The sequence below is a fragment of the Cellvibrio sp. KY-YJ-3 genome (genome assembly GCF_008806955.1).
Lineage (GTDB): Bacteria > Pseudomonadota > Gammaproteobacteria > Pseudomonadales > Cellvibrionaceae > Cellvibrio.
This window is the reverse complement of the sequence record NZ_CP031727.1, coordinates 546,314-571,614: the sequence shown is the minus strand read 5'-3', so window position 1 is coordinate 571,614 and position 25,301 is coordinate 546,314. Positions and strand designations below refer to the sequence as shown.

The 25,301-nt window shown below is 50.4% G+C and carries 20 protein-coding genes; 12 read left to right on the top strand and 8 right to left on the bottom strand.

Features of this window, described 5'->3' with window-relative positions; all coding sequences use genetic code 11:
• Positions 1–27 precede the first annotated feature (27 nt).
• A complete protein-coding gene (gene bamE / locus D0B88_RS02545) occupies positions 28–483 on the bottom strand; it encodes an outer membrane protein assembly factor BamE (RefSeq protein WP_151054795.1) in 456 nt (151 codons plus the stop codon).
• 78 nt (positions 484–561) lie between these two features.
• Here bamE and fur point away from each other — a divergent pair, with 78 nt between their 5' ends.
• The gene (fur, locus tag D0B88_RS02540) at positions 562–975 is read left to right on the top strand and encodes a ferric iron uptake transcriptional regulator (protein WP_007639611.1); all 414 of its coding nucleotides are present in this window, start codon (positions 562–564) and stop codon (positions 973–975) included.
• Positions 976–1,074: 99 nt separating this feature from the next.
• On the opposite strand, the gene recN is transcribed toward fur, so the two are convergent.
• On the bottom strand, positions 1,075–2,742 hold the full coding sequence (gene recN / locus D0B88_RS02535; RefSeq protein WP_151054793.1) for a DNA repair protein RecN: 1,668 nt from the start codon (positions 2,740–2,742) through the stop codon (positions 1,075–1,077).
• A gap of 140 nt (positions 2,743–2,882) precedes the next feature.
• Positions 2,883–4,502, bottom strand: a complete 1,620-nt coding sequence (locus tag D0B88_RS02530) for a methyl-accepting chemotaxis protein (protein WP_151054791.1) — start codon at positions 4,500–4,502, stop codon at positions 2,883–2,885.
• A gap of 438 nt (positions 4,503–4,940) precedes the next feature.
• Here D0B88_RS02530 and grpE point away from each other — a divergent pair, with 438 nt between their 5' ends.
• From grpE to D0B88_RS02510, 4 genes are all read left to right on the top strand, one after another.
• Positions 4,941–5,513 carry a nucleotide exchange factor GrpE gene (gene grpE / locus D0B88_RS02525; RefSeq protein WP_007639614.1) on the top strand — a complete coding sequence of 191 codons (573 nt, stop codon included), beginning with the start codon at positions 4,941–4,943 and terminating at the stop codon, positions 5,511–5,513.
• A gap of 232 nt (positions 5,514–5,745) precedes the next feature.
• Positions 5,746–7,677, top strand: a complete 1,932-nt coding sequence (gene dnaK, locus D0B88_RS02520; RefSeq protein WP_151054789.1) for a molecular chaperone DnaK — start codon at positions 5,746–5,748, stop codon at positions 7,675–7,677.
• A 120-nt stretch (positions 7,678–7,797) separates the two neighbouring features.
• Positions 7,798–8,919, top strand: coding sequence for a molecular chaperone DnaJ (dnaJ, locus tag D0B88_RS02515; protein ID WP_151054787.1), 1,122 nt, complete (start codon positions 7,798–7,800; stop codon positions 8,917–8,919).
• Positions 8,920–8,989: 70 nt separating this feature from the next.
• Complete coding sequence (locus tag D0B88_RS02510) at positions 8,990–9,790, top strand: CPBP family intramembrane glutamic endopeptidase (RefSeq protein ID WP_151059193.1); 801 nt, start codon at positions 8,990–8,992, stop codon at positions 9,788–9,790.
• Positions 9,791–9,919: 129 nt separating this feature from the next.
• On the opposite strand, the gene D0B88_RS02505 is transcribed toward D0B88_RS02510, so the two are convergent.
• On the bottom strand, positions 9,920–10,852 hold the full coding sequence (locus D0B88_RS02505; protein WP_151054785.1) for a thioredoxin family protein: 933 nt from the start codon (positions 10,850–10,852) through the stop codon (positions 9,920–9,922).
• A gap of 302 nt (positions 10,853–11,154) precedes the next feature.
• On the opposite strand from D0B88_RS02505, the gene D0B88_RS02500 reads away from it, so the two are divergent.
• From D0B88_RS02500 to D0B88_RS02475, 6 genes are all read left to right on the top strand, one after another.
• Positions 11,155–12,642 carry an OmpA family protein gene (locus D0B88_RS02500; protein WP_151054783.1) on the top strand — a complete coding sequence of 496 codons (1,488 nt, stop codon included), beginning with the start codon at positions 11,155–11,157 and terminating at the stop codon, positions 12,640–12,642.
• A 308-nt stretch (positions 12,643–12,950) separates the two neighbouring features.
• Entirely contained in the window at positions 12,951–13,559 is a 609-nt protein-coding gene (locus D0B88_RS02495; protein WP_151054781.1) for a PEP-CTERM sorting domain-containing protein, read from the top strand.
• 51 nt (positions 13,560–13,610) lie between these two features.
• Positions 13,611–15,536: an ATP-dependent DNA helicase RecQ gene (locus D0B88_RS02490; RefSeq protein WP_151054779.1), complete on the top strand. Its 1,926-nt coding sequence runs from the start codon at positions 13,611–13,613 to the stop codon at positions 15,534–15,536.
• Between the two features lie 222 nt (positions 15,537–15,758).
• A complete protein-coding gene (locus D0B88_RS02485; RefSeq protein WP_151054777.1) occupies positions 15,759–16,811 on the top strand; it encodes a sugar phosphate isomerase/epimerase in 1,053 nt (350 codons plus the stop codon).
• Positions 16,812–16,829: 18 nt separating this feature from the next.
• On the top strand, positions 16,830–17,975 hold the full coding sequence (locus D0B88_RS02480) for a Gfo/Idh/MocA family protein (protein WP_151054775.1): 1,146 nt from the start codon (positions 16,830–16,832) through the stop codon (positions 17,973–17,975).
• A 116-nt stretch (positions 17,976–18,091) separates the two neighbouring features.
• Complete coding sequence (locus tag D0B88_RS02475) at positions 18,092–19,306, top strand: sugar MFS transporter (protein ID WP_151054773.1); 1,215 nt, start codon at positions 18,092–18,094, stop codon at positions 19,304–19,306.
• 443 nt (positions 19,307–19,749) lie between these two features.
• Here D0B88_RS02475 and D0B88_RS02470 read toward each other — a convergent pair whose 3' ends face one another.
• The 3 genes from D0B88_RS02470 to D0B88_RS02460 all read right to left on the bottom strand — a co-directional run bounded on the left by D0B88_RS02470 (position 19,750) and on the right by D0B88_RS02460 (position 23,354).
• Complete coding sequence (locus tag D0B88_RS02470) at positions 19,750–20,976, bottom strand: cellulase family glycosylhydrolase (protein WP_151054771.1); 1,227 nt, start codon at positions 20,974–20,976, stop codon at positions 19,750–19,752.
• 388 nt (positions 20,977–21,364) lie between these two features.
• Positions 21,365–22,225 carry an S-formylglutathione hydrolase gene (gene fghA, locus D0B88_RS02465; protein WP_151054768.1) on the bottom strand — a complete coding sequence of 287 codons (861 nt, stop codon included), beginning with the start codon at positions 22,223–22,225 and terminating at the stop codon, positions 21,365–21,367.
• Positions 22,226–22,244: 19 nt separating this feature from the next.
• Entirely contained in the window at positions 22,245–23,354 is a 1,110-nt protein-coding gene (locus tag D0B88_RS02460; RefSeq protein ID WP_151054766.1) for an S-(hydroxymethyl)glutathione dehydrogenase/class III alcohol dehydrogenase, read from the bottom strand.
• A 103-nt stretch (positions 23,355–23,457) separates the two neighbouring features.
• On the opposite strand from D0B88_RS02460, the gene D0B88_RS02455 reads away from it, so the two are divergent.
• Positions 23,458–24,348 carry a LysR family transcriptional regulator gene (locus D0B88_RS02455; protein WP_151054764.1) on the top strand — a complete coding sequence of 297 codons (891 nt, stop codon included), beginning with the start codon at positions 23,458–23,460 and terminating at the stop codon, positions 24,346–24,348.
• Positions 24,349–24,359: 11 nt separating this feature from the next.
• Here the strand turns inward: D0B88_RS02455 and D0B88_RS02450 are convergent, their stop codons facing one another.
• Positions 24,360–25,253, bottom strand: coding sequence for a chemotaxis protein (locus tag D0B88_RS02450; protein WP_151054762.1), 894 nt, complete (start codon positions 25,251–25,253; stop codon positions 24,360–24,362).
• Positions 25,254–25,301: the final 48 nt, after the last annotated feature.

The window sequence follows — 25,301 nt, the reverse complement described above, 5'->3', positions numbered from 1 at the left end:
TATTTTTTGCCAGATGCTTAAGTGTATTTATTCCAACTCTTCGGGATCGGGCAAATCTGGCGGTGTACTATCTTCTGTTGGCACCGGGACATCGCGCTGCATATCATCCAAATAACGCTTGGATTTTTCACCGCTCATGGGTGCTTTACCAGGCAGGAAATCGCCCTCGGTTTTTACCAGCTTATCGTTTTCAAAATAAACGGTGTAAAGGTATTGGGTAATTTCACCCTGTGAACCGCGACGCACACTGTAAGGGTAATCCCAGCGGTCATCGTTAAAGGTATTCGGCAGTAAAGTATTGCCGAGTACAAAGCGTACCTGGCGTTTGTTCATGCCCAGTTTTAATTGATCGACCATTTCCTGGGTAATGATGTGGCCCTGCTGAATGCCAACTTTATACACACCAGGAAAGCGGAAGCTGGAGCAGGCGGTGAGGCCCGTAATAAACACAAGGGCCAGAAATACACGGCTGGCTAATTTCATACTAGGGCTTCCACTAACGAAAATGAACGCGGATAATACCCGAACCACAGGAACACTGAGAAGGGTTTGGGGGAAATAATGGCAGACGGTAACCACGAACTGCGCAAAGCGGGTCTTAAAGTGACCTTGCCTCGTGTGAAAATTTTGCAAATGCTGGAGTCCTCTGAACAGCATCACATGAGCGCGGAAGATGTATATAAAGCGCTAATGGAGCAGGGCGACGATGTCGGTTTGGCAACTGTCTATCGGGTATTAACCCAATTTGAATCTGCCGGTTTGGTAGTGCGGCACAATTTCGATGGCGGCCACTCGGTATTTGAAGTGGCGCGCGGCGAACATCATGATCACATGGTGGATATAGATGCCGGCACCATCATTGAGTTCCATAACGATGAAATTGAGGCATTGCAAAAACGTATAGTGGCGGAATACGGCTACGAACTCACCGATCACAGTCTGGTGCTCTACGTGAGAAAAAAACGCCCATCCTGACAGTGAATGTTGTTAGTTGATTGGGTGGTTGAATAAAAGGGCGCAGTGCATAGCGCCCTTTTTTATTGCTCACGGTTTGCTGAACTCTGGTTAATACCCTTAAAAACTCAGCATTTCACGAGCATGGGCGATGGATTGATCGGTAATTTTCAAGCCGCCCAGCATGCGTGCAATTTCCTCCACTTTGCTATCGCCCGCTAATTCCACCAGGGTGGATTCCGCGCTTTTTTTGCTCGCGGTTTTCACTACCTGCAAATGCTGGTGGCCCTTGCTTGCCACCTGCGCCAAGTGGGTTACACAAATCACTTGCCCGCGCTCACCCAGCTGACGCAATAGTTGGCCCACGACATCACCGGTGGCACCGCCGATGCCGACATCGACTTCATCGAATACCAGTGTGGGCGTCGCGGAGGTTTTGGCGGTAATCACCTGAATGGCGAGGCTGATGCGCGAGAGTTCCCCGCCCGAGGCAATTTTTGCCAGCGGGCGCGGCGCTTGGCCGGGGTTGGTGCTGATTAAAAACTCCACCTCTTCCAAACCATTGGGGCCGGGTTTGTCGGTCAGTGGTAATAAGCTGATGGTGAGCTTGGCATTTTCCATCGCCAGTAATTTGAGTTGTTCATTAACCTGTTTGGCCAGTGTTGCGCCGGCTTTGGTGCGTTTGGCTGATAGCTGCTCGGCCAGTTGGCGATAGGCCTTTTCCGCCTGCTCCACTTGCTGCGCCAATTGATCCAGCTTGGCATCGCCGCCTTGCAGTTGTTCCAGTTCGGCGCTGAGTTTATCGATAAATGACGGTAGTGCTTCCGGCTGGATGCGGTGCTTGCGCGCTATGTCGTAAATTGCTGAGAGGCGGTCTTCCACCACCGTCAAACGCGCAGGATCGAGGTTGAAGGTATCGATATGGCGCTCAATTTCGTGCTGCGCTTCTTCCACTTGAATCTGCGCGCTGGTGAGTAACTCTTCGGCCGCCTGCAGTGCGGCGGATTTTTCCGGCAGGCTGCGCAAAATATGCAGTGCGCGATGCAGGTTCACACTCAAACCCTGTTCGTCATCGCCACAAAACGCGGCGAGTTGCTGGCTGCCGCGCAAAATTTCTTCGGCGTTGGAAAGGCTGCGCTGCTCCGCTTCGAGCTTGGCGAGTTCACCTTGCTGTAAACCCAGCTGTTCCAGTTCGTTAAATTGATAGCTAAGCAATTGGAAGCGTGCGCTCACATCGGCGGCGTTATCGCGCAGGTTAATAAAATGCTCTAACCGGCTGTGCCATTCGCGAAAGGCGAGGCGCACCTGTTTGGCTAATTCGGTTTGGCCGGCAAATTCATCCACCAGGCGGCGATGGGTATCTTTTACCAACAGCGATTGATGCTCATGTTGGCTGTGAATATCAATCAGCATTTCACCCAGCGCACGCAGTTGCTGCAGCGTCGCCGGTTGACCGTTGATATAGGCTTTGGATTTGCCATCGGCATTGATTACCCGGCGCAGCAAACACTCGTGCGGATTATCGCTCTGCTGCAAATCGTGGCTTTGTAGCCACTCCTGTGCTGCGGGGATTTGGCTGGTATCAAAACTGGCGCAGATATCGGCGCGGCTGGCACCCGTGCGCACGCGCTCGCCATCGGCTTTATCACCCAGCGCCTGCCCGAGTGCATCGAGCATGATGGATTTACCCGCCCCCGTTTCGCCGGTAATCACGGTCATACCGGGTTTGATGTCCAGATCCAGTTGATCGACCAGCGTAAAGTTTTGGATATTCAGGTGAGTCAGCATCAGCGCCTCGCAAATCCGGCAGCGGCGATGAAGTGCGCCACTAAAAAAGCCAGACATTATGGTGAATAATTGTCTGGCTATATATACAGTATTTGCGCAGGCGGCGGCAAGTGGGGGGAGCGATAAGCCGTTCCGGAATGCTAGAGGCGGAAACCTTCCAATTGGCGGCTCAGTTCGTCGGAGGCGTCGCGAATTTGTTGGGACGCCAGCAGCGTACCGCGCGCAGCATCTTTGGTGCCCAGCGATGACTGCTCGACCTGGCTTACATACTCCAGAATCAAACTGCTCGCCTGTACATGTTCGATGAGTGAGTTGCCAATGTGCGCGACCATCTTGGCGACTTCATCAGTCTCCTGCCGCACGCTCTCCACAATTTCACCGCCCTGACGGGTTTGGCCTATGCCATCTTTTAACTGCACCACCATGTCATCCATATTTTGTTTGGCGACGCGGCTGGAGTTCTGCACAGCGGTAATGGTCTCGCCAATTTCGCTGGTGGCTTGGGTGGTGCGCTGCGCGAGCTGGCGCACTTCGTCGGCCACTACCGCAAAACCGCGCCCCTGTTCACCCGCGCGCGCCGCTTCAATCGCGGCGTTCAGTGCGAGCAAATTGGTTTGGTTGGCGACTTCGCTAATCACCGAAATCACTGCAGAAATGCTGTTAATCCGCGCCGCGAGGTCATCAATACTGGTTTGGGTTTGGGTCACGCTGTTGTCGATTTCAACAAAACTTTTTACCGCACTGGAAATCAATTTTTGCCCCTGGTTGGCGGTTTTGGAGGCGTGATCGGTTTGGTTAGTGGCAATTTTTGCCTGCTGCATGGCGTCCTTGGTTTGCAGATTAAATTCTTCCGCAGAAGACGCGATTTTGATGGTATTGGCGCTCTGGTCTTCAGCCATGGCGGTACTGGTTTCAGCTTTATGGACTATGTCATCGCTAATCGCATGCAGGCGCGCGACCATGTGCGAAATGCTGCCGATCATCTCGCGCAAGGCATGGCGCATTTTCACTACCGAACCATAAATACTGTCCTCTGCTGCGCGACGTACATTGCGCTCAGTCAGGTCGCCGTTGGCAACGGCGCGCACCAGCGCCAGCACTTCTTTTAATTCCGCGCCCAAACCGTTATCCAGCTTGCGCGCAAACAGCACCACGGGAACCACAATAATCAGCATCACCAGTAAACAAATGGTCAGTTGCCATTTGGCGGTTTCCCAAAAGCGCGCGTTGACTTCGTTAAAGCCAATGCCAGTGCCCACTACCCAATTCCAGCGCGGTGAGAGTTTGGCAATAGACAATTTATTTTCGATGGAGCCATCGGCCTGACGTTGGGTCCATTTATAACGCGCTGTTTGACCGCGCGCTTTTTCCACCGCTTTTTGCAGGATCTCACCCACACTGCGGCCATTGCCATCCTTAAATTCATGGAAGCTGGTGCCGTGAATTTGCGGGTCGAGCGGTGCGGCGACAAAATTCAATTTTTCATCGGCGACGTACACATACTCGGACTTGTGATAGATGTTGTTGCGCAGCAAATCCGTCGCAATTTTTTTGGCTTGCTCATCGCTTAGTTCGCCGCGCGCGGCCAGCTGTTCCATCTGGATCACCGTCGCATAGGTGCTATTCAGTAACTGCTCCACACGCGCTTCATTATCCTGATTATTGGAATAGCGCAGGGTAAATAGCCCAATCAACATTATCCCCAGCAGGCCGAGCAGGATTTGGGCGGAGACAATCCAGATTTTGACGCGTAATGACATGGGGCCTCCGAAGGCGGCTAAGTTGTGATCAGATGGATTGACAGTAGCCGCATGAGACAACGTTGTCAATGGTGGTCGCAAGGTATTTTCAGGTGGCTGTGTTTTTTGGTGGGCCTTGGTTATTAAGGCGATGAAAAGGCGTCAAAAACCGCATAAAAGTGGGGATATGCACAGAATCTGGGCGTAATAGACGATGATCAAAACAATGATTTGTGCGCCATGATGGTGCTTTCAGGGTGGCGTCAATTCTGGCAATCCGTAGTTAGGGTCAATTGCCGTCAGCAGGGGGGGTGGCAAAAACTTCGCCGCACTTTGCTTGAATCTGCCCACCTCAGCCCCATATAGCCTGCACTGGACACCGACGCCTGTGCTGTGGCCATTATTGCGGAGCCTGCTCCATTGCCGAGAACTCCGCCCAACTGATCATTGGAGAACACTGTGTCAACTCAAGATTATTCCGATATTCAACAAGCAACCGAGCAGCAAGCGCAGGAAACTGCCGAGGCTCAAGGTCAACCCGAGGCCAATGCCGAGCTGAGTATTGAAACCCTGCAAGCGCAACTCGCCACTTTGGCTACGGCTTATGAGTCAGCCAAAGAGCAATCCCTGCGCGCGCAGGCGGATGCGCAAAATGCGCGTCGTCGCGCCGAGCAAGATGTGGAAAAAGCGCATAAGTTTGGTTTGGAAAAAATGGTCAACGACCTGTTGCCCGTAGTGGATAACCTGGAGCGTGCATTGGCGAGTATCGATCCGGCCAATGAAGCTTTTGCTGCGTTTATTGAAGGTATTCAGCTCACCCATAAATCCTTTGTGGATGCACTGCTCCGTCATCAAGTGGCGGTAGTGAACCCTGAAGGTGAACCTTTTGATCCAAATTTACATCAAGCGGTTTCTGCAGTTCCCAACCCTGACGTAGAGCCCAACACTGTGCTCAACTGCTTCCAAAAAGGTTACACCCTGCATGGTCGTTTAGTGCGTCCGGCGATGGTAGTCGTGTCCAAGGCACCTTGATTTTTTTTGGATATCCGTAGGAAGTGTAAGGATTTTTTTGGCGCTGCACTTGAATTCATCGCGTTGGCGCCAATATAGGAAACAACTACCGGCAAAAGCATAAATCCACGGCGATTGGTGCTGATCCAGCCAGTAAATAACCGACTTTTAAGTTAACAATTCGGCGCAGGTCACGCACATACCAGCCAGTGATCACGCGCCCGGCAACACATAGATTTTTAGGAGCAACACCATGGGCAAAATTATCGGCATCGACTTGGGTACTACCAACTCTTGCGTATCTGTACTCGAAGGCGGCAAACCAAAAGTGATCGAAAACGCCGAAGGCGATCGCACTACGCCGTCGATCATTGCGTTCACCAACGACGATGAAATTCTGGTGGGTCAATCTGCCAAGCGTCAATCAGTCACTAACCCGCACAATACCTTGTACGCGGTTAAGCGTTTGATCGGCCGTAAATTCAAAGACGATGTGGTGCAAAAAGACATCTCCATGGTGCCGTACAAAATTGTTGCAGCCGACAACGGCGATGCATGGGTAGAAGTGAAAGGCGATAAAAAAGCACCGCCACAAATTTCTGCTGAAGTGCTGAAGAAAATGAAAAAAACCGCTGAAGATTATCTCGGCGAAGCAGTGACCGAAGCGGTCATTACCGTACCTGCTTACTTCAACGATTCACAGCGTCAAGCCACCAAAGATGCCGGTCGCATCGCGGGCCTGGATGTAAAACGTATTATCAACGAACCTACTGCTGCAGCACTGGCTTACGGTTTGGATAAAGGCGTGGGCGATCGCACCATCGCGGTATACGATCTGGGTGGTGGTACTTTCGATATTTCCATTATCGAAATCGCAGACGTAGATGGCGAACACCAATTCGAAGTGCTTTCAACCAACGGCGATACTTTCCTCGGCGGTGAAGACTTTGATATGCGCTTGATTGAATTCCTCGCGGAAACTTTCAAGAAAGATACCGGTATCGATTTACACAACGATCCACTGGCGCTGCAACGCTTAAAAGAAGCAGCAGAGAAAGCCAAAATTGAATTGTCATCCAGTCAGCAAACTGAAGTGAACCTGCCTTACATCACTGCTGATGCAACCGGTCCAAAACACTTGGTGGTCAAACTGACTCGCGCCAAGTTGGAATCGCTGGTTGAAGATTTGGTCACTCGCTCCATGGAGCCAGTAAAACAAGCAATCAAAGATTCCGGTAAATCGCTGAGCGAAATTGATGACGTGATTTTGGTTGGCGGTCAAACCCGTATGCCATTGGTACAAAAAGCCGTTGCGGATTTCTTTGGTAAAGAAGCACGTAAAGATGTAAACCCAGATGAAGCGGTAGCCATCGGTGCGGCAATTCAAGGTTCAGTATTGTCAGGCGATACCACCAACGTATTGTTGTTGGACGTGACTCCATTGACTCTTGGTATTGAAACCATGGGTGGCGTTGCGACTCCGTTGATCGACAAAAACACCACGATTCCTACCAAGAAATCGCAAATTTTCTCGACTGCGGATGACAACCAAACGGCTGTGACTATTCACGTAGTACAAGGTGAGCGTAAACAAGCGTCGCAAAATAAATCACTGGGTCGTTTTGACCTCAGCGATATTCCACCAGCGCAACGCGGTATGCCACAAATTGAAGTGACTTTCGACATCGACGCCAACGGTATTTTGAATGTAAGCGCGAAAGACAAGGCCACTGGTAAAGAGCAATCCATCGTGATCAAAGCCTCTTCCGGTTTGAGCGACGATGAAATCCAGAAAATGATTAAAGACGCAGAAGCCAACGCTGATGCTGACCGCAAGTTTGCCGAAGTAGTTGCAGCGCGTAACACCTTGGAAGGTTTGATCCACGCTACAGAAAAAACCTTGAAGGATGCTGGTGACAAAGCGACTGCTGATGAAAAATCTGCTATCGAAGCAGCACTGACTGAAGGTCGCGATGCGGCTAAGTCGGAAGACCTGGCAAAAATTGAAGCGGCAACTACCAAGTTGACCGAGGCTTCAGGTTCACTCGCGCAAAAGCTTTACGCCGAGCAGCAAGCTGCAGGTGCTAACGCTGGTGCCGGTGCGCAACAAGCAGGCGGCAACAAAGCGGCAGATGACGGTGTCGTAGATGCTGAATTCGAAGAAGTGAAAGAAGACAATAAATAAGTTTTCGATCACTGATCAGGAAGTAACAAAAACAAATGCGGGCTTGCCCGCATTTGTCATGTAAGAAGCAAATGAATTATTAACTGAAATGCAAAAGACATTTCTACTATCGGTGTAACCATGGCAAAACGCGATTACTACGAAGTGCTCGGCGTCAAAAAAGATGTAGACGCAGCAGAATTGAAAAAAGCTTACCGTCGTGTGGCGATGAAATTTCACCCGGACAGAAATCCGGATGACCCCTCTGCGGAAGAAAAATTCAAAGAAGCCAATGAGGCCTACGAAGTACTTTCCGATGACAATAAGCGCGCAGCCTATGACCGGTTTGGTCACGCTGGTGTGGATGGTCAGTCAGGCATGGGCGGTGGTGGCGGTGCTGGCTTTAACAATTTCAGCGATATTTTTGGCGATGTGTTTGGCGATATTTTTGGTGGCGGCGGGCGTGGTGGTCGCGGCGGCCCGGCGCGCGGCTCCGATTTACGCTACAACCTTGAACTGAGTTTGGAAGAAGCGGTAAAAGGCACCAGCGTACAAATTAAAGTGCCCACGCTCGTTAGCTGTAAAGTGTGTGACGGCTCCGGTGCAAAACCCGGCAGCAAACCTGTTACCTGTTCCACTTGTGGCGGCCATGGCCAGGTGCGTATGCAGCAGGGCTTTTTCTCAGTGCAACAAACCTGCCCCACCTGTCGTGGTCGCGGCACTATTATTTCTGATCCATGCAAGCCTTGCCACGGTCAGGGTCGTGTAGAAGAAACCAAAACCTTGTCGGTAAAAGTACCGCCGGGTGTTGATACGGGTGATCGTATTCGTTTGTCCGGTGAAGGCGAAGCCGGTGCGGATGGTGGTCCCAGTGGCGACCTGTACGTGCAGGTAAATGTACGCGAGCACAATATATTTAAACGCGACGGCGCCGACCTGTACTGCGAAGTCCCCATCGATTTTGTCGATGCTGCACTGGGTGGTGAATTGGAAGTTCCAACACTGGATGGTCGCGTAAAATTAAAAGTTCCACCTGAAACCCAAACTGGCAAACTCTTTAAACTGCGCGGCAAAGGTGTAACGCCCGTGCGCGGTGGTGGAGTTGGCGATTTGCTTTGCCGAGTTGTAGTAGAAACACCGGTGAACCTCACCAGCAAACAAAAAGATTTACTCAAAGAATTCCAAACGACCATGAAAGGCGGGAAATACTCGCCCAAACAGTCGAGTTGGTTCGATGGGGTTAAGAAGTTTTTTAATGAATAAATAAATTATTAAAATGAAAAGCCGATTCGAGAGAATCGGCTTTTTTATTGTGAGCAAGAAGAAAATTATCGTGAATAAAAAAGAATTGATAGCGGGTGTCCTGCTCGCGCTTGTTGTTGCAGTTTTGGTTATTGTGGGTTGGATGCCTTGGTTCAATATGATTGGCCTGGCAGGTGTTGTTTGCCTTGCCATATTTTTTGGTAAAGAGGCGTTAAATCGCTGGATAAAAGTTGGCGTCTTTATATTGTTGGTGCCACTGGTGTTTTTTGTGGCGACTTATCGCCCGGAGGGGTTTTCTTATCCACTATTGTTGTCGCTCACGAATGAAACCGGTTCTGAACCACGCTTTGAGATGTTTGTAAATTTTTCCAAGCTATTGGTTGGTGTGTGTTTGTTATTTTTACTTTGGCCCAGATTACGTAACTGCGAATTTGTGGCTTCGCCAAGATGGCAATTTTTAATTGCATTGCTTGCTCCAGCGCTGATTGTGGCGATTGCTATCCCGGTCTTGGGTTTGCGTGTTCAGCCAAAAGCAATGGAACACATGTTGTTATTCGCACTGGTCAATTTGTTTGTTATCGCTTTGGCAGAAGAAGCATTTATGCGTCTGTTGCTGCAGCAGACGCTGCGCAATGCTGCGGCTGGCATGACGACTAACCGCTGGGTACAAGAATTATTACCTTTGTTGCTGGTAACAGTGATTTTTGTAGCAATACATGCGGGTTTGAGTGGTGCTGCTATTTGGATTTATGCGCTAGCGGGATTTTTATATGGGTTGAGTTATACCTTGAGTAAAAATGTCCTTTACCCGATTACTATTCACTTTCTGGTAAACCAAATCCATTTTTCGCTATTGACCTATCCGCTATAGATAGTGATGGTCGCACAGGCCAAAATAGTTAAATGCTAAGAATCGTTTTCTGGGTTCAACTGTTGTAAATAAAAAAGCGCAACCGGATAAAGGGGGCGCTTTTTTATTTAGTAATTTTAATCCCTATCCTTAATGTGTAGCTAGCGCGGCCTTAATCACTTGCAGTGGCTTCTCACTGCCGTCAAATTCGGTAATGCGGGCGATTTCATTGCCGTCTTTCAACACAATCACTGTGGGATAACCTGTGGCTTTAAAGCGGCGGAATTGTTCGTTGTTTTTGTCCACGCTGACATTATAAGGAAGTGAGAATTTTTTACTGTAATCATTCACATCCGTCTGCTCTGTCCATAAATGAGTGACATAGGCAGATAGTTGTAGCTTTGGTGTTGAACGATAAAGTTTATCAATAATTTTCAGGGCATTGATGCAATTGCTGCTCAGTTCCGGATGTATGTCTTTCATGTACCAATCACACCAAGTTGCCGAAAAATACATTACCGCAGCACCTTTAGGTAAGGATGTTTTGGCAACAGAGCTGATTTCTACTGTTGCATCTGCAGGTGTTGCTGCCGTTTTGGAGTTGCTTGCGAGCTTGGCTAATTGATCGGCGAGTTGTTCGTCGTCTGTGTAGGTAGTGTAAACCACGTCTCCTTGGTTATTAATCAATACATGAAAAGGTGTTCCTTTAAATTCAAAGTTTCCTGCAATGGTGCCATTGTTATCCATTAATATTGGGATAGTGAGTTTATTTTTTTGTTGCAGCGAACGAATTGTTTCATCGGTTTCGTTGATATTTAAATTCACGGCAAAGATGGCAATTTTATCGTTGTATTGTTGATAGGTTCTCTCAAGGCTTGGTAGCTCGCGGCGGCAATCCAGGCACCAGGTTGCCCAGAATTTCAGATAGATCGGTTTTTTCCCGATTAATGTCTGCAGTGAAACGGGTTGCTTCTCAAATGTTTGATATTCCGTTTCAAAATTCAGTGGTTTGGCCTGTACCCAGGGAGCAATTAATACAAATATTGTAACTAGCAGTGAACGGAATAACTGATTTGGTTGCATGTGATAAGTTCCGTAGGGGGGTATCTTTACTATGACTGTTTCCAGGTTCAATGAATTGTATTTTTGCGACATTTGATGCAGTCGCCTGACCTCTGCCCGTGATTGTATGGCGAATAGATTGTACTAAGGGATACGGTTGCTGTTTCACGCTAATAAAGCTGATATTAGTTTAAGCATATTACACCCGCATCAAATTTGTGATCTGTATTCACTGCGTGTTAAACGCCCAGTATTAATCTTGCCTATTTTCTGTCATAGAGATACCTGTCAATATCACACTAAAAATTAACCAAGGAGTTGTTATGTTTTCTCGTGCACTGTCGCTGTTATCACACCCTGTTGTGCTTTCTTTTGCACTAATAAGCTCACCGTTGTATGCGAGTTACGATCAAGATCATCCGCTGTTTGCGGCTTATCCCAATGCGGATCTTGAGCAGGCAAAAATGTATGACTATGAAAAATACACCTTCCCGATTTCTATAGTGGATGTCAGCAAAGAACCGTACTCCTTTACCCGGTTGGATGTGGTGGGCGATTTGTATTTGCACAATTATGAAATTGAAAATGTTTCATCGCTCAAGGTGTATGAGAATTACATTGTTGCTGCCAAACAGGCGGGCTTTAAACCGCTGTTTTCTTGTGCGCTAGAGGCTTGTGGCGATGAAGATCAGGCGGCGGCACTAGGTACCGCGATTGCGGTAAGGGGCAGTGTCTACAACAATTACCATAACCCCTATTATTGGATTGGTGAAAAAGAATCACCGAAAGGCAAAGTTATAGCTGCTTGGTTTTTTGGCGCTTATGAAGATATGGTCAGTGTGCAGCAGGTGATACTTGAGACCGAGCCACTGGAAACAGGTTTGGTAAAAGTAGACGCTGCTTACGCCGGGCAGGCGGCAGCGCCAACCAGTACCGAGCCTTTGTCGGCAGATGAAAAGGCGAAAGATAATGAGATGTTGCCGCGCTATCCCGGCGCAAAAATTTCACAACATAAAAAAGTGGATACGGAAGTTGTAACAATTCCTTATGCAATCAATGCAACAGAAAAAACGCCACTGCAATTAACCGGCGATTTAACCCGTCACACTTACACTATCGAAAATGTTTCGACCTTAAAGGTCTATGAAAATTATAAAAATGCCTTAAACAGCGCTGGTTTTGCGTTTATTTCGCAGTGCGAATTAACGCAGTGCGGCAACGAAAAACAAAGTAGTCAGCTGGGTGAGGCATTAGCCATCTCTGGGAGTGTTTATAATTGGTATCGCAACTCCTATTACTTATTGGCTAAAAAATCCTTGCCGACCGGCAATGTGTATATCGCTTTATTTATTGGAGCTTATGAATCACAAGTGGGTGTACAGCAAGTGATTGTGCAAGAAAAAGCGGTAGAAACAGGTTTAGTGAATGTAAATGCCGATAGTTTGAAGCAACAGCTTGATGCTGAAGGTAAAGCGCTGATTTATGGTATTTATTTTGATACCGGCAAGGCAGATATTAAAACGGAATCCAAGCCCACTCTGGATGCGATTGCAGAACTGTTAAAGCGCAATCCGGATTTGCTGCTCTACGTCGTTGGCCATACCGATGACACGGGCGATGGTGCCGCCAATGTCACACTCTCCGGGCAGCGCGCTAATGAGGTGGTTGCCAGGCTGGTAAAAGATTATCAAGTCGCGGCCGCGCGCCTGCAGGCACAGGGTGTTGGCCCTTATGCGCCCGCCAGTAGCAATACCAGTGATGCGGGGAAGCAAAAAAATCGCCGCGTTGAATTGGTTAAACGCTTGCGCTGATCAGCCTGTGCTTTCAGTGGGGTGCTACTGCTTAACCGGCTAGTTATGCAAAAAGTATCTTTTAAAAATATTTTTTTATAACGGTCGGTTCAGTTTTGAGTGGTTTTGTTAACCGCTGGTCTCATGGCGACACCTAAAATCAGTTCTTGTAAAAAAGTTCACTGTTATCGGCAAAGGTTCCAGTTAATATGAAGAGCCATTGGGCAAGCGCGTTGCATCGGCTAAAAGAAGTTGGTTGCTGCAGCGCGCGGCAGTTCTGATCTTGCCGTTGGTTGAGGTTCGTTATCGAGGGATTTTGGGAGACGTTTATGCGATTCATAACAATAGTGGGTTTGATAGTTGCGCTGGCTGCACCTTCTGCCATGGCTGGCTTGGTACGTTTGGATATAGATAACCTCACTTTTTACGATTGGGATACCGGTGAACCGGAGCCTGGTGGCAGCATTAGTTTTTTTATTGATGAGTCAGTTGCTGACTCCAATGCACTCCCGGAGCGCGGCCGCTATAACGGTGCGATTGCGGGTGGCCAATTCAATAATTACCGCACGGGTGAAACCTATTTGTTTGACCTGGATACCCAAAATTATCTCGATGTAGAATCCGTAGCGGATATGTATACCGGCATAGCGCTGCGTGGTTCGTTTAAAAATCAGTTAGGCCACAGTTTTTTATTTGATTTATGGATGGAAGCCAGTTTTAAACCTGATGATCATTTGCATACGCTCAAGTCAGCAGTCGATGTGTGGGAAAACTCAGTGGTATTCAGTTTGCTTGAGCCTGTGAATTATTTTGAGGGTTATGGCTCAACCAAGGTCAGCTTTACGCCAATAAATAATGTACCGGAGCCAAGTCTATGGGCATTGTTGTTGAGTAGCCTGTTTATACTCGGTTGGCGACGTTTTAAGTCGCCGATTTAGTGTGCCGCTTTAGGTTCATGGAAGAACTACAACATTACGGAATGTCTTTTTATGTCATCGTCTCATACTGTTCTGGAACAGTCGTTTAAACTTAACTCCTTTCGTCCCGGTCAACAGCAAGTGATTAGCGCGCTACTCGCGGGGCGATCTGCACTTGCAGTATTCCCGACAGGCGGAGGTAAGAGTCTCTGCTATCAATTGCCTGCATTAATGCTCGACGGCTTAACGCTGGTTGTCTCGCCGCTTATCGCGTTGATGAAAGATCAAGTAGATGCATTGCAGGCGCTGGGTATTGCGGCCGCGCGTTTGGATTCTTCTCTGTCCAAAGATGAGGTGCAGGCCATCTACGATGGCATTTATCAGCAGCAGATAAAATTATTGTATGTCTCGCCCGAGCGTTTAAAGAACGAGCGTTTTGTGCAGCGGCTTGCGCGCTGCAAAATCAGTTTGTTGGCGATAGATGAAGCGCATTGTATTTCTGAGTGGGGGCATAATTTCCGCCCGGATTATTTAACTCTGGCTGATCTTGCCAAAACGTTGCGCGCTGAGCGTGTATTGGCTTTAACGGCAACAGCCACACCGGCAGTGGCCGCCGATATTTGCAAACAATTTGCTATCGCCCAGGCGGACCATATTCAAACCAGTTTTGCGCGCCCGAATTTACAATTGCGTGTCACACCTTGTGGGGCTGAGGCGCGCATCGATTTACTTCTGTCGTGCTTGCAAAAACATCCGCGCAACGCTGCCACCATTGTGTATGTGACTTTGCAAAAGACCGCAGAGGAAGTGGCGGCGGCAATTAATGCCGCGGGTTTAATAGCGGTGCATTATCACGCCGGGTTGCCGGATGACGAGCGCGAACAGGTGCAAAATCAATTTATGCGCGGCGAGGTGCCGATAGTTGTCGCTACTATCGCCTTTGGTATGGGCATAGACAAAAGTAATATTCGCGCGGTGTACCATTTTAATTTGCCCAAATCGATTGAAAACTACGTGCAGGAAATTGGGCGCGCCGGGCGCGATGGCGAGCCTTCATTATGTGAAATGTTTGCGGTGGCGGATGATATTCGCGTATTGGAAAATTTTACCTATGGCGATACGCCCACAGCAGAAAGTTTGCGGGCATTGGTGCAGCACTTGCTCACTTTTGACGATGTATTTGATATATCGACTTATGAATTATCCAATCAGTTTGATTTACGTCCGCTGGTATTGAATACCGCGCTCACTTATTTAGAGCTGCGCGGTGTGATCAGTGCCCAGAGTCCGTTTTATACCGAATACAAAATACATTTTTTGCGGGACCATACATTTATCCTTGCGCAGTTTGATGCTGACCGCGCTGGTTTTTTACAGCGTTTATTTGCTGCCGGGCGTATGGGCAGAAAATGGTTGTCGCTGGATATGTTGACGGTACCGGAACAATTGCAGGAATCCAAAGAGCGTATCAGTAACGCGCTGGATTATTTGGCAGAGCAGGGGTGGATTGAATTAACCGTCGCCAATTTGCGTCAGGGCTATAAAAATAATAAAACCATGCATAACGTCGATCAGCTGGCCGAACTCCATCATTACCTGGAACAATTATTTGCCGAGCGGGAGGCGCGGGATATTCAGCGCATTCATGCGGTGCTTGCGTTTGCCAATAATCCCGCCTGTTTGAGCCAGCAGCTAATGTACTATTTTGGTGAAGAGGGCGCGCCGCCCTGTGGTATCTGCAATCACTGTCGCCATACGCAGCCAGCGCTTATGTCTTTGCCTCCTGTATTACCGCTCACCCCCGCGCAGCAAACGCTGGTTGCAGGTGTGAAGCGTGAGGCGCATGTAGCACTGCAGCAGCCGCGACAATTGGCGCGGTTTTTATGTGGACTGCCCAGTCCGGCGACTAGCCGTTCGCGCCTTAAATCCCACCCTGCGTTTGGGGCGTTGGCCGGTGTTTCTTTTTCCTTATTAATCGAAGCCGCCGCTGGTGCGTGAGTTATGCCCGGCTGGCGCCTCCAGGCGTTGCCGGAAGTGTAAATAACTGTTTGCTCTGTCGCGCGTTTTGGCGACTTGGAATAAAGTCTTGCCTCCGTATGGCTTATTGTTATGATTACTTTAAGTCATCTTGCATATATGTACCGGCAATTTAAATAATGAAGCGGCTCGTTGCGACAGCGCCGCCTTGGTTTACGCCCCTGTTCTGTTGGAGATTCCCCCATGAAAACGCTGAAAGGCCCCGCGATTTTTCTCGCACAATTTTTAGGTGATACCGCTCCGTTTAACAGCCTCGATAGCATCGCGGGTTGGGTGGCGAGCTTAGGTTTCAAAGGTGTGCAAATTCCCACGTGGGACGCGCGCGTTTTTGACTTGGAAAAAGCGGCAACCAGCACAGAATATTGCGCTGAGTTTCAAGCGACACTGGCTAAACACGGCTTGGTGGCGACTGAATTGTCCACCCATTTACAAGGTCAGTTAGTGGCGGTGCACCCGGCTTACGATGAAATGTTTGATGGCTTTGCGCCAGAGTCGGTGCGTGGCAACCCCGTTGCGCGACAGGCTTGGGCGGTTGAGCAATTGATGTTGGCGGCACAGGCAAGTAAAAACCTCGGTTTAACCGCTCATGCGACCTTCTCCGGTGCGCTGCTCTGGCCCTATTTGTACCCTTGGCCACAGCGTCCTGCTGGTTTGGTGGAGCAGGGTTTTGCTGAATTGGCTAAACGCTGGATGCCCATTCTGGATGCCTTTGATAAAGCGGGTGTGGATGTGTGTTACGAAATCCACCCGGGCGAAGACCTGCACGATGGCGCTACCTTCGAGCGCTTCCTTGCAGCGGTAAACAATCACCCGCGCGCGAATATTTTGTTCGACCCATCGCACTTTGTATTGCAACAGCTCGATTACCTCGCGTTTATCGACCGCTATCACGCGCGCATCAAAATGTTCCATGTAAAAGATGCGGAATTTAACCCCAGCGCCCAACAGGGTGTATATGGCGGTTATGAAAGCTGGGTGGATCGCGCCGGTCGCTTCCGTTCATTGGGCGATGGTCAGGTAGATTTCAAACAAATCTTCTCCAAGTTCGCCGCTTATGATTACGAGGGCTGGGCTGTGCTGGAATGGGAATGTGCACTGAAACACCCGGAAGTGGGTGCGGAAGAGGGCGCTAAATTTATCCAGCAGCACATCATTAAAGTCACTGAGCGCGCGTTTGACGATTTTGCCAAGAGCGGCATCGACGAAGCCAAAAATCGCAAAATTCTCGGTCTGTAAAAATTTAGGAATTCAACAATGACAACTCCAAGAATTCGTTATGCAATGGTCGGTGGTGGTCGCGGTGCATTCATCGGTGCGGTGCATCGTATTGCGGCGCGTATGGATGATCGGTTTGAACTGGTTGCTGGCGCACTGTCCTCTAATCCCGAAAATGCCCAGGCTTCGGCAGCTGATTTACATATCGCTGCCGATCGCGCTTACACCTCCTATGAAGAAATGCTGCGGGTAGAGAAAACCCGCGCCGATGGTATTCAGGCGGTGGTTATCGTAACGCCTAACCATATGCACTTTCCGGTTGCCAAAGCCTGTTTGGAAGCCGGTGTGGATGTGATCTGCGATAAACCGGTGACCCGCACTTTGGAAGAAGCGCTGGAGTTGGAGCAGATCGTGAAAAAAAGCGGCTGCTTTTTTGCGCTTACCCACAACTACAGTGCTTATCCCTTGGTGCGTTATGCCCGTGAAATTATCGAGCAGGGTAAACTCGGCAAGCTGCGTGTTGTACAAGTGGAGTATCCACAAGAGTGGCTGACCGAAGCGGCGGCAGACGACAACAAACAAGCTTCATGGCGCACTGATCCCGCGCGCTCTGGGTTGGCAGGTTGTTTGGGCGATATCGGCACTCACGCCTTCCAGCTTGCGCAATTTATTACCCAGCAAAAAGTGAAAACCGTCAGTGCGGATTTGACCAGTTTTGTTGATGGTCGCCCGGTAGATGACAACGTACATGCTCTGCTGCGTTTTGATGGCGGCGCCAAAGGGATGCTCTGGTCAAGCCAGGTTGCACCCGGGTGTGAAAATGGTTTGCGTATTCGTGTGTATGGCGAAAAAGCCGGCATTGAGTGGGCGCAGGAAAATCCTAACGAGCTGTGGTTCTGCGAGTTGAATAAACCGCGTCAACGTATTACCCGTCGCGGTGATATAGGTAGCGATATTGCAGCGCGGGGTATGCGTACACCGGGTGGTCACCCGGAGGGTTATCTGGAGGGTTTTGCCAATCTCTATAAAGATATCGCCGATATTTTGATTGCGCGTCAGCAGGGTGAGACGCACTTTTTACAAAATTGGGTGCCGGATATAGACACAGGTGTGGAGGGCATGCGCTTCATTCAGGCTGTGCTAACCTCATCGCAGCAGGATGGCGTTTGGACGCCACTGGTGTAGTGTCAATAACTGCCGGGTTTTGTGCCCGGCAGTTTGGTTTTGTCAAACAACAACTCACAACAACAATCAATAACAAACCAAGTAACAATAAAACCCTATAAAAAGGTATAAATCCTATGACCAGCTCCTCAGCAACTATTAATCCGCAGCGACTATTTACCGCCTGCTGCGTCGCACTGATTGTGACCGCAATGACCTTTGCGATTCGCGCCGGTATCCTCACGCAACTGAGTGCAGACTTTAACTTCAGCAACACCCAGTTGGGGTGGATTAACGGCATGGCCTTCCTCGGTTTTCCGGTGGCGATGATGTTTGGTGGTTTGATTTATAACCATGTCGGTGCACGCACCTTGATGTATCTGGCTTTTGCCTGCCACTTGATTGGTTTGATTTTGACAATTACCGCCAATGGTTTTGTCACTCTGTTGTTATCGAGCTTTTTCATCGGCTTTGCTAACGGTTCGGTTGAAGCCGCCTGTAACCCCTTGATCGCCGATATCTACCACACTCGCAAAACTGCCATGCTCAACAAGTTCCATGTTTGGTTCCCCGGTGGCATTGTGATCGGTGCTTTGGTGTCAAGCCTGATGACCAAGTTGGGTCTGGATTGGCAGTGGCAAATTGCGATCATGATCATTCCTACCATTATTTATGGCGTAATGATCTTCGGTCAGCCATTCCCAACCATGGCGAATTCCGAGACTTCTACCAAAACCAATATCAAAGCGTTGTTCTCGCCGCTGTTTATTTTCATGTTCTTCTGCATGACTGTGACCGCCGCGTCTGAATTTGGCACCCAGCAATGGGTTGACCGTATTTTTGGTGCGTCAGGTGCTCACCCCATGTTGGTATTGGCCTTGGTAACTGGTCTGATGGCATTGGGCCGCTTCTTTGCTGGCCCGATTGTAGAGGCTCTTAACCCGGTGGGTGTGTTGTTGATGTCTGCCGTGGTGACCACCATTGGTATCTTCCTGTTGAGCAATGCATCCGGCGGCATGATTTACATTGCAGCGATGGTGTTTGCATTGGGTGTTACCTACTTCTGGCCGACGATGATCGGGTTTATCAGTGAATACCAGCCGAAAACGGGTGCGCTGGGGATGTCCCTGTTAGGTGGTGCCGGTATGTTCTCCATGAGTATGTGGAATCCGGTAATTGGCGGTTGGTTGGATGATGCAAAAGCCGAAGCGATTGCCAGTGGTGTTCCGGCGGAAGCGGTAGAGTTGACTGCAGGCCAAGCGACATTGCAAAACCTCGCACTGTTCCCGCTGTTCCTGATCTTTGCGTTTGGTTTCCTGTTCTTGATTCGCAAACGTTTTGCACACAAGTAATTGAGTTCGGTATTAACCCCTCATTAAAAAAGCGCCTAAGGGCGCTTTTTTAATGGCTGTAAAACAAGGTTGTAACTAGGCGAAATGTAATCCGCTGTAATAAGTTGTTACATTTGGCGACAAATATGGGAACTGCATCACATAAGAGGCTAGTGCTGTTGGTTTTAAAAAAGTACAAGCTGTATAAAAGCGCGGCATGACCATGAAATGAGTGAGTGGTTTAGTGAGGCTCAAAAGGACTTGAGTTTCCATGCATCTCTCTTCTGTAACTTCTCCCTTCTCTCCCGCTTTGCTCTGCTTTTTACGTCTCCCTGTTGGGCTCTATGGCTAAACCCTGACGCGAACCGATTGCGCTTTTTCATTTACTGGCTGGCGGCTACGTAAAAAAGGCGATGTATTGCTACATCGCCAAAGGGCTGTAAAGGATGTTGCCTGAAAACGCCTTACTGCGAATTACAGGTGCTTTGGGAGATACAACTACGGTTGTTTTCCCAGCCCCAGCCGGAACTGACGCTGGTGCAAATTGGGTAGCTGGTGCCATACCAGTTGCAGCTACTGCTAGTGGTACGCACCACACAGCTTTGATTGTTCTCCCAACCCCAACCATTACCGGTGGCTGAGCTGGCACTGCAGCAATAGGGGTAGCCATTGGGCGCGGTACCGCAGCTATTGCCACTGGAGCTGCTGCTGGATGATGCGCTACCACCAAAAATGCTGGCTAGTCTGGAAGTCGCTTTAATGCCATTGCTGCCATTGATGAGGGTATTGCCCCAGGTGGTTAGTGTGTTGGCGTTGAAGTTTTGGGCGATATCCAGCGAGGCCAAGCCAGAACCATTACCTGACCATGACCAGCCAAAATAGCCATAGTTGTACTGTTTGGCGTAGCTCATGATCGCGCCTTCATCGACATTGCTACCAAAATGATCTGCCGCGAACTCGCCCACCACCAAAGCTAACCCATTGTTTTTAAAGCTGGCCATGTAGCTGTTGATACTGCTGGCACTGCCATAAACTTCATACATATGCACACTGAAAATCACGTTCTTTTGCGGATCGCTGGCCAATACGCTGGCGGCGTTGTCGCGCATGATGTTTTGCCAGTCCTGGCCCCAGTTAGCGGCATCGACCATCAGTGCGTGTTTGAAACCGGCGGCGCGCAGGCGGCTGATGGCATTTTTGTGGCCGTCGGTCCAGGCGCTGGCGGATTGGCCATTGCCAAAGGGCTCGTTGCCAATATTGATAATGACGTAGTCCTCCTGGCCGATCAGTGAGTTTTTAATGCTGATCCAGTAGTCCACCGCCTCATTAAGGGTGGCCGCCGTTTGTTCGCCGTAACCGGTGGTGTCGTGCACCTCCAGCACGGTAATCAGTTTGTTGGCTTTGGCCTGACTGATGATGCTAACCACTTGCGATTCCGGGGTGCGGCTCCAGAGTTTGCCGCTGGCGAGCACCACACGCACGCTGTTGGCGCCGGTTTTAGCTATGTCGCTCAGGGAGTTGGCGGTTTTGTCGTTGTACCAAGCGTGGGCGACATTGACGCCGCGCATCACAAAGGGCGAACTGTTTTCATAGACGGTACTGCCGGACACATAAATACCGGCGCTGCTGCTGATGGCGCTGAGCGCCAGCACCAGGGCGGCGAAGGGTTTGATGAGTTTTGTTGCTTTCATGGGGTTGAACCTCGTTATGATTATTCTTGCGGGCGCCTCGTCCAAGGCGATGAACAACTCACTGTCAAAACGCTCTTCCTGACATCCAATCCTTGTTGTAATGCGGGCTGCTTGTTATTTGTGCCCTTGTATTAATCAATTGCCTGTAACCGGTTACTTATTTTCAGTTAATAAAAGATAAAATCCCTATTGTATCGGTAGACAAACAAATGCTGGTTTTTGTGTATATCTTTGAATTAAAACAAAATTATTATTCTGTGGTGTCGAATGCCCAGAAGATAATCGATAAATCTATGGCAATTGTTTTGTAACCGATTACAAAGTTAGCCGAGAAAAAGGGGCTTGGCAAGCCCCTTTTTTATGCGCAAATAAGGGTGTTGGCGGGTGTTTAGTGGTGAGCACCCGTTGGATAAAGGTATTTGGCGTGATACTGCAGGTGATCGTCGATAAAGCTGGCAATAAAAAAGTAGCCATGGTCATAGCCGCTGCGGGTGCGATAAAGCAGCGGTTGGCCCGCTTTGGCGCAGGCGGCTTGCAGGGCGTCTGCGCCCAGTTGCGGTGCTAGAAACTCATCCGCATCACCCTGATCCACCAGCAGCTCCTGGCTTGATACACCGCTCGCAATCAATGCGCAGGCGTCGTACTGCTGCCAGGTGTTGCGATCTTCGCCCAAATAGCCGCTAAACGCTTTTTGACCCCAAGGGCAGTTACCAGGGTTGGCGATAGGTGCAAAGGCCGATACCGAGGCGTAGCGGCCCGGTTGGCGCAGCGCCAGCACCAGCGCACCATGGCCGCCCATGGAGTGACCGCTGATCGATTCGCGACCATTCACCGGAAAGTGCGCTCTGATCAGTTCCGGCAGCTCAAGGGTCAAATAGTCGTACATGCGGTAGTGTTTATCCCACGGCGCTTGGGTGGCATTCAGGTAGAAACCCGCGCCGGAGCCGAAATCATAGGTGTCGTGCTCGCCGGGTAGGTTCAGGCCGCGCGGGCTGGTGTCCGGGCACACAATGGCGATACCCAGTTCTGCTGCCATACGCTGGGCGCCGGCTTTTTGCATAAAGTTTTCGTCGGTACAGGTCAGCCCCGACAGCCACCACAAGACTGGCACCGTGCGGGTTTCGGCCTGCGGTGGTAAATAAATCGCAAACACCATGTCGCAGTTGAGGCTAGTGGAATGGTGTTTGTAACGCTTTATCCAGCCGCCAAAACTTTTGTTGCTGGCGATGTTGGTCAAAATACTGGTCATGTCGGTGCCCCTGTAGCCCTTAGAAGTGCAAAACGGTGCGGATACTTTTGCCTTCGTGCAGCAAGTCAAAGGCGTGGTTGATTTGGTCGAAGGGCATATCGTGGGTAATAAATTCGTCGATTTTGATCTCGCCGCGCATATAGCGCTCCACATATCCGGGCAATTGGCTGCGGCCTTTCACACCGCCAAACGCTGAACCTTTCCATACGCGACCGGTGACGAGCTGGAAGGGACGGGTGCTGATTTCCTGCCCGGCGCCAGCCACGCCGATAATGATCGATTCGCCCCAACCTTTATGGCAGCACTCCAGTGCCGAGCGCATCACGTTCACGTTGCCTATACATTCAAAGGAGTAGTCCACGCCGCCGTCGGTCATATCCACAATCACTTGTTGGATTGGCGCGCTGTGGTCTTTGGGGTTCACAAAATCGGTCGCGCCAAATTGGCGGGCGAGTTCAAATTTGTCGGGGTTGATGTCGATAGCGATGATGCGGCTGGCATTCATCATCTGCGCACCTTGGATTACCGCGAGGCCGATAGCGCCCAAACCAAACACTGCCACAGTGGAACCAGGGGTGACTTTGGCGGTATTGATGACGGCGCCGATACCGGTGGTGACGCCGCAGCCGAGCAGGCATATTTTATCCAGCGGGGCGTCTTGCGACACCTTGGCGAGGGAAACCTCCGGCAATACGGTGTACTCGGAGAAAGTCGAGGTGCCCATATAGTGGAACAGCGGCTTGCCTTCAAACGAGAAGCGGGTGGTACCGTCGGGCATTAGCCCTTTGCCTTGGGTGGCGCGCACCGAGCCGCACAGGTTAGTTTTACCGGACAGGCAGAATTTGCACTTGCCGCACTCGGCGGTGTAAAGCGGAATCACATGGTCGCCCACTTTCAGGCTGGTCACACCTTCGCCTACTGCCTCCACAATGCCCGCGCCTTCATGGCCCAAGACTGCCGGAAATACGCCTTCAGGGTCGCTGCCGGACAGGGTATAGGCATCGGTGTGGCAGACGCTGGTGGCTACAATGCGCACCAACACTTCGCCGGTGCGTGGGCCTTCAACATCGATCTCTACCAATTCCAGTGGTTTGCCAGCGGCAAAAGCGACAGCGGCGCGTGATTTCATGGGTGACTCCTCAGCGTTAAAATTTCCGGGTGCAAAGTGTAGACTAGTGATCCAGTGGCAATAAGCCAGCTGAAAATCACTTAATTATTGCTGTGGGGCAACAATGCAACATTGGGAGCGGGTAGAGGCATTTATCGCGGTAGTTCGATTTGGCAGCTTTGCCGCCGCAGCGCGGGAGCTGCAAGTATCCAATTCCCATGTGAGTCGGCTGGTGAGCCAGCTGGAGCAGCAGTTGGGCACCCAATTGCTCTATCGCACCACGCGCCAAATCCGCCTGACCGATGCGGGGCAACTCTATTACGACAGCTGTCGCCATTTGTTTGATGGGCTGCGCGAGGCGGAATCGCTGCTGCAGCATCATCAAGGCCAGCCTACGGGATTGCTGAAAATTACCGCGGCGACCACCTTTGGCGACCGTTATATCGCGCCCTTGGTGAACGACTTCCAACTGCTTTACCCGCAACTCAAGGTACAGATGTACTTCAGCAACCGGCAGGTGGAGTTAATTGAAGAGGGGTTTGATCTGGCGATTCGCATGGGGGTCATGCGCGAATCCACCCTGATCGCCAAACGCCTGTGTGACCGGCGCGAATATATTGTCGGTTCACCTGACTACCTTGCGCGTATTTCGGCGCCGCAAACACTCACAGACTTGGAGCGCCACAATTGTTTGGTGGGCACGCGCGGTTATTGGCTGTTAAGTGACGGTGGCCAGCGTAAGGATCTACAGGTGCGCGGTAACTGGCAGGCCAACTCCGGCCCGGCCCTGCTGGACGCGGCGCTGAAAGGTTTGGGGCTGGCGCAGTTACCGGATTATTACGTGGATGAATTTCTCGCCGATGGCCGCTTGGTGAAGGTATTGGACGACTACCGTTTTAACGACGCCGGAGTCTGGGTGGTCTACCCCCAGCAGCGCCATTTGGCGCCCAAGGTACGGTTGTTTATCGATTTTCTGGCGGAGCGATTTGCGGGTGGGGTGGCGTCATTGGTTTGATTGGGCGCTAGTTAGCGAATTTTTTTGGTGGCGCCACGCAACATCGCATCAATTAATTCACGCGCGTCGAATTTGGTGAGCGCTTCGTCGGCACCGACCTGGCGGGCTTGGCTGACGCTGATGCTGCTGGAGAGTGAGGTGTGCAGGATGATGTAGGCGCTGGCGAGCTGTTTGTTGTCGCGCACGGCAAAGGCTAGCTCGTAGCCGTCCAGCCCCGGCATTTCGATATCGCTAACTAATATATCGATGGGCTGTCCGCTGTTGGCGGCGGCGCGCATAATCTCCAGTGCCTTTTGGCCGTCATCGGTCACCTGATAGCGCACATTGATGGCATCGAGGGAATCGCTTAACTGTTTGCGCGCGGTGCGCGAGTCGTCCACCAATAAAATACGCATGGGGCGCAGCTGCTCGCGTTCTACATCGGTAATGGTGGCGGTGGCTTTGGAGGCGTCGAGCGGGAAGAGGCGTGCCATGATCACTTCCACATCCAGCAGTTGTACCAGCTGGTTGTCGACCCGGGTTACGCCGGTGATGTAAATGCTATTGCCCAAAAATTTATCGGGCGCGCGGATATCGCGCCAGTTAGTATCGGCAATACGCTCGATCTGGCGCACCAGAAAACCCACTTTTTGGCGCTGTACATCGGTGACAATAATAAAACTACTGGCCAGCGCATCTTGCGGGGTGGCGCCTTTGCCCACCGCTGCCGCGAGGTCGACTATGGGCATGGTCTGGCCGCGAATATTGAGCGCACCCAGAATCCCCGGGTGCTGGTTGACCATGGGGGTCACGGCTTGATAGGGAACCAATTCCTGGATTTTAAGTGTGCCCAGGCCAAATATCTGTTGGTTGTGCAGGCGAAACAACAGCAGGCCTTGGGAGTGATCAGCTTTAGAGGATGACAAGGTGGCGCTCTCCTCGCGGGTTAATCAGGTGAACAGTCAGGCTGCTAT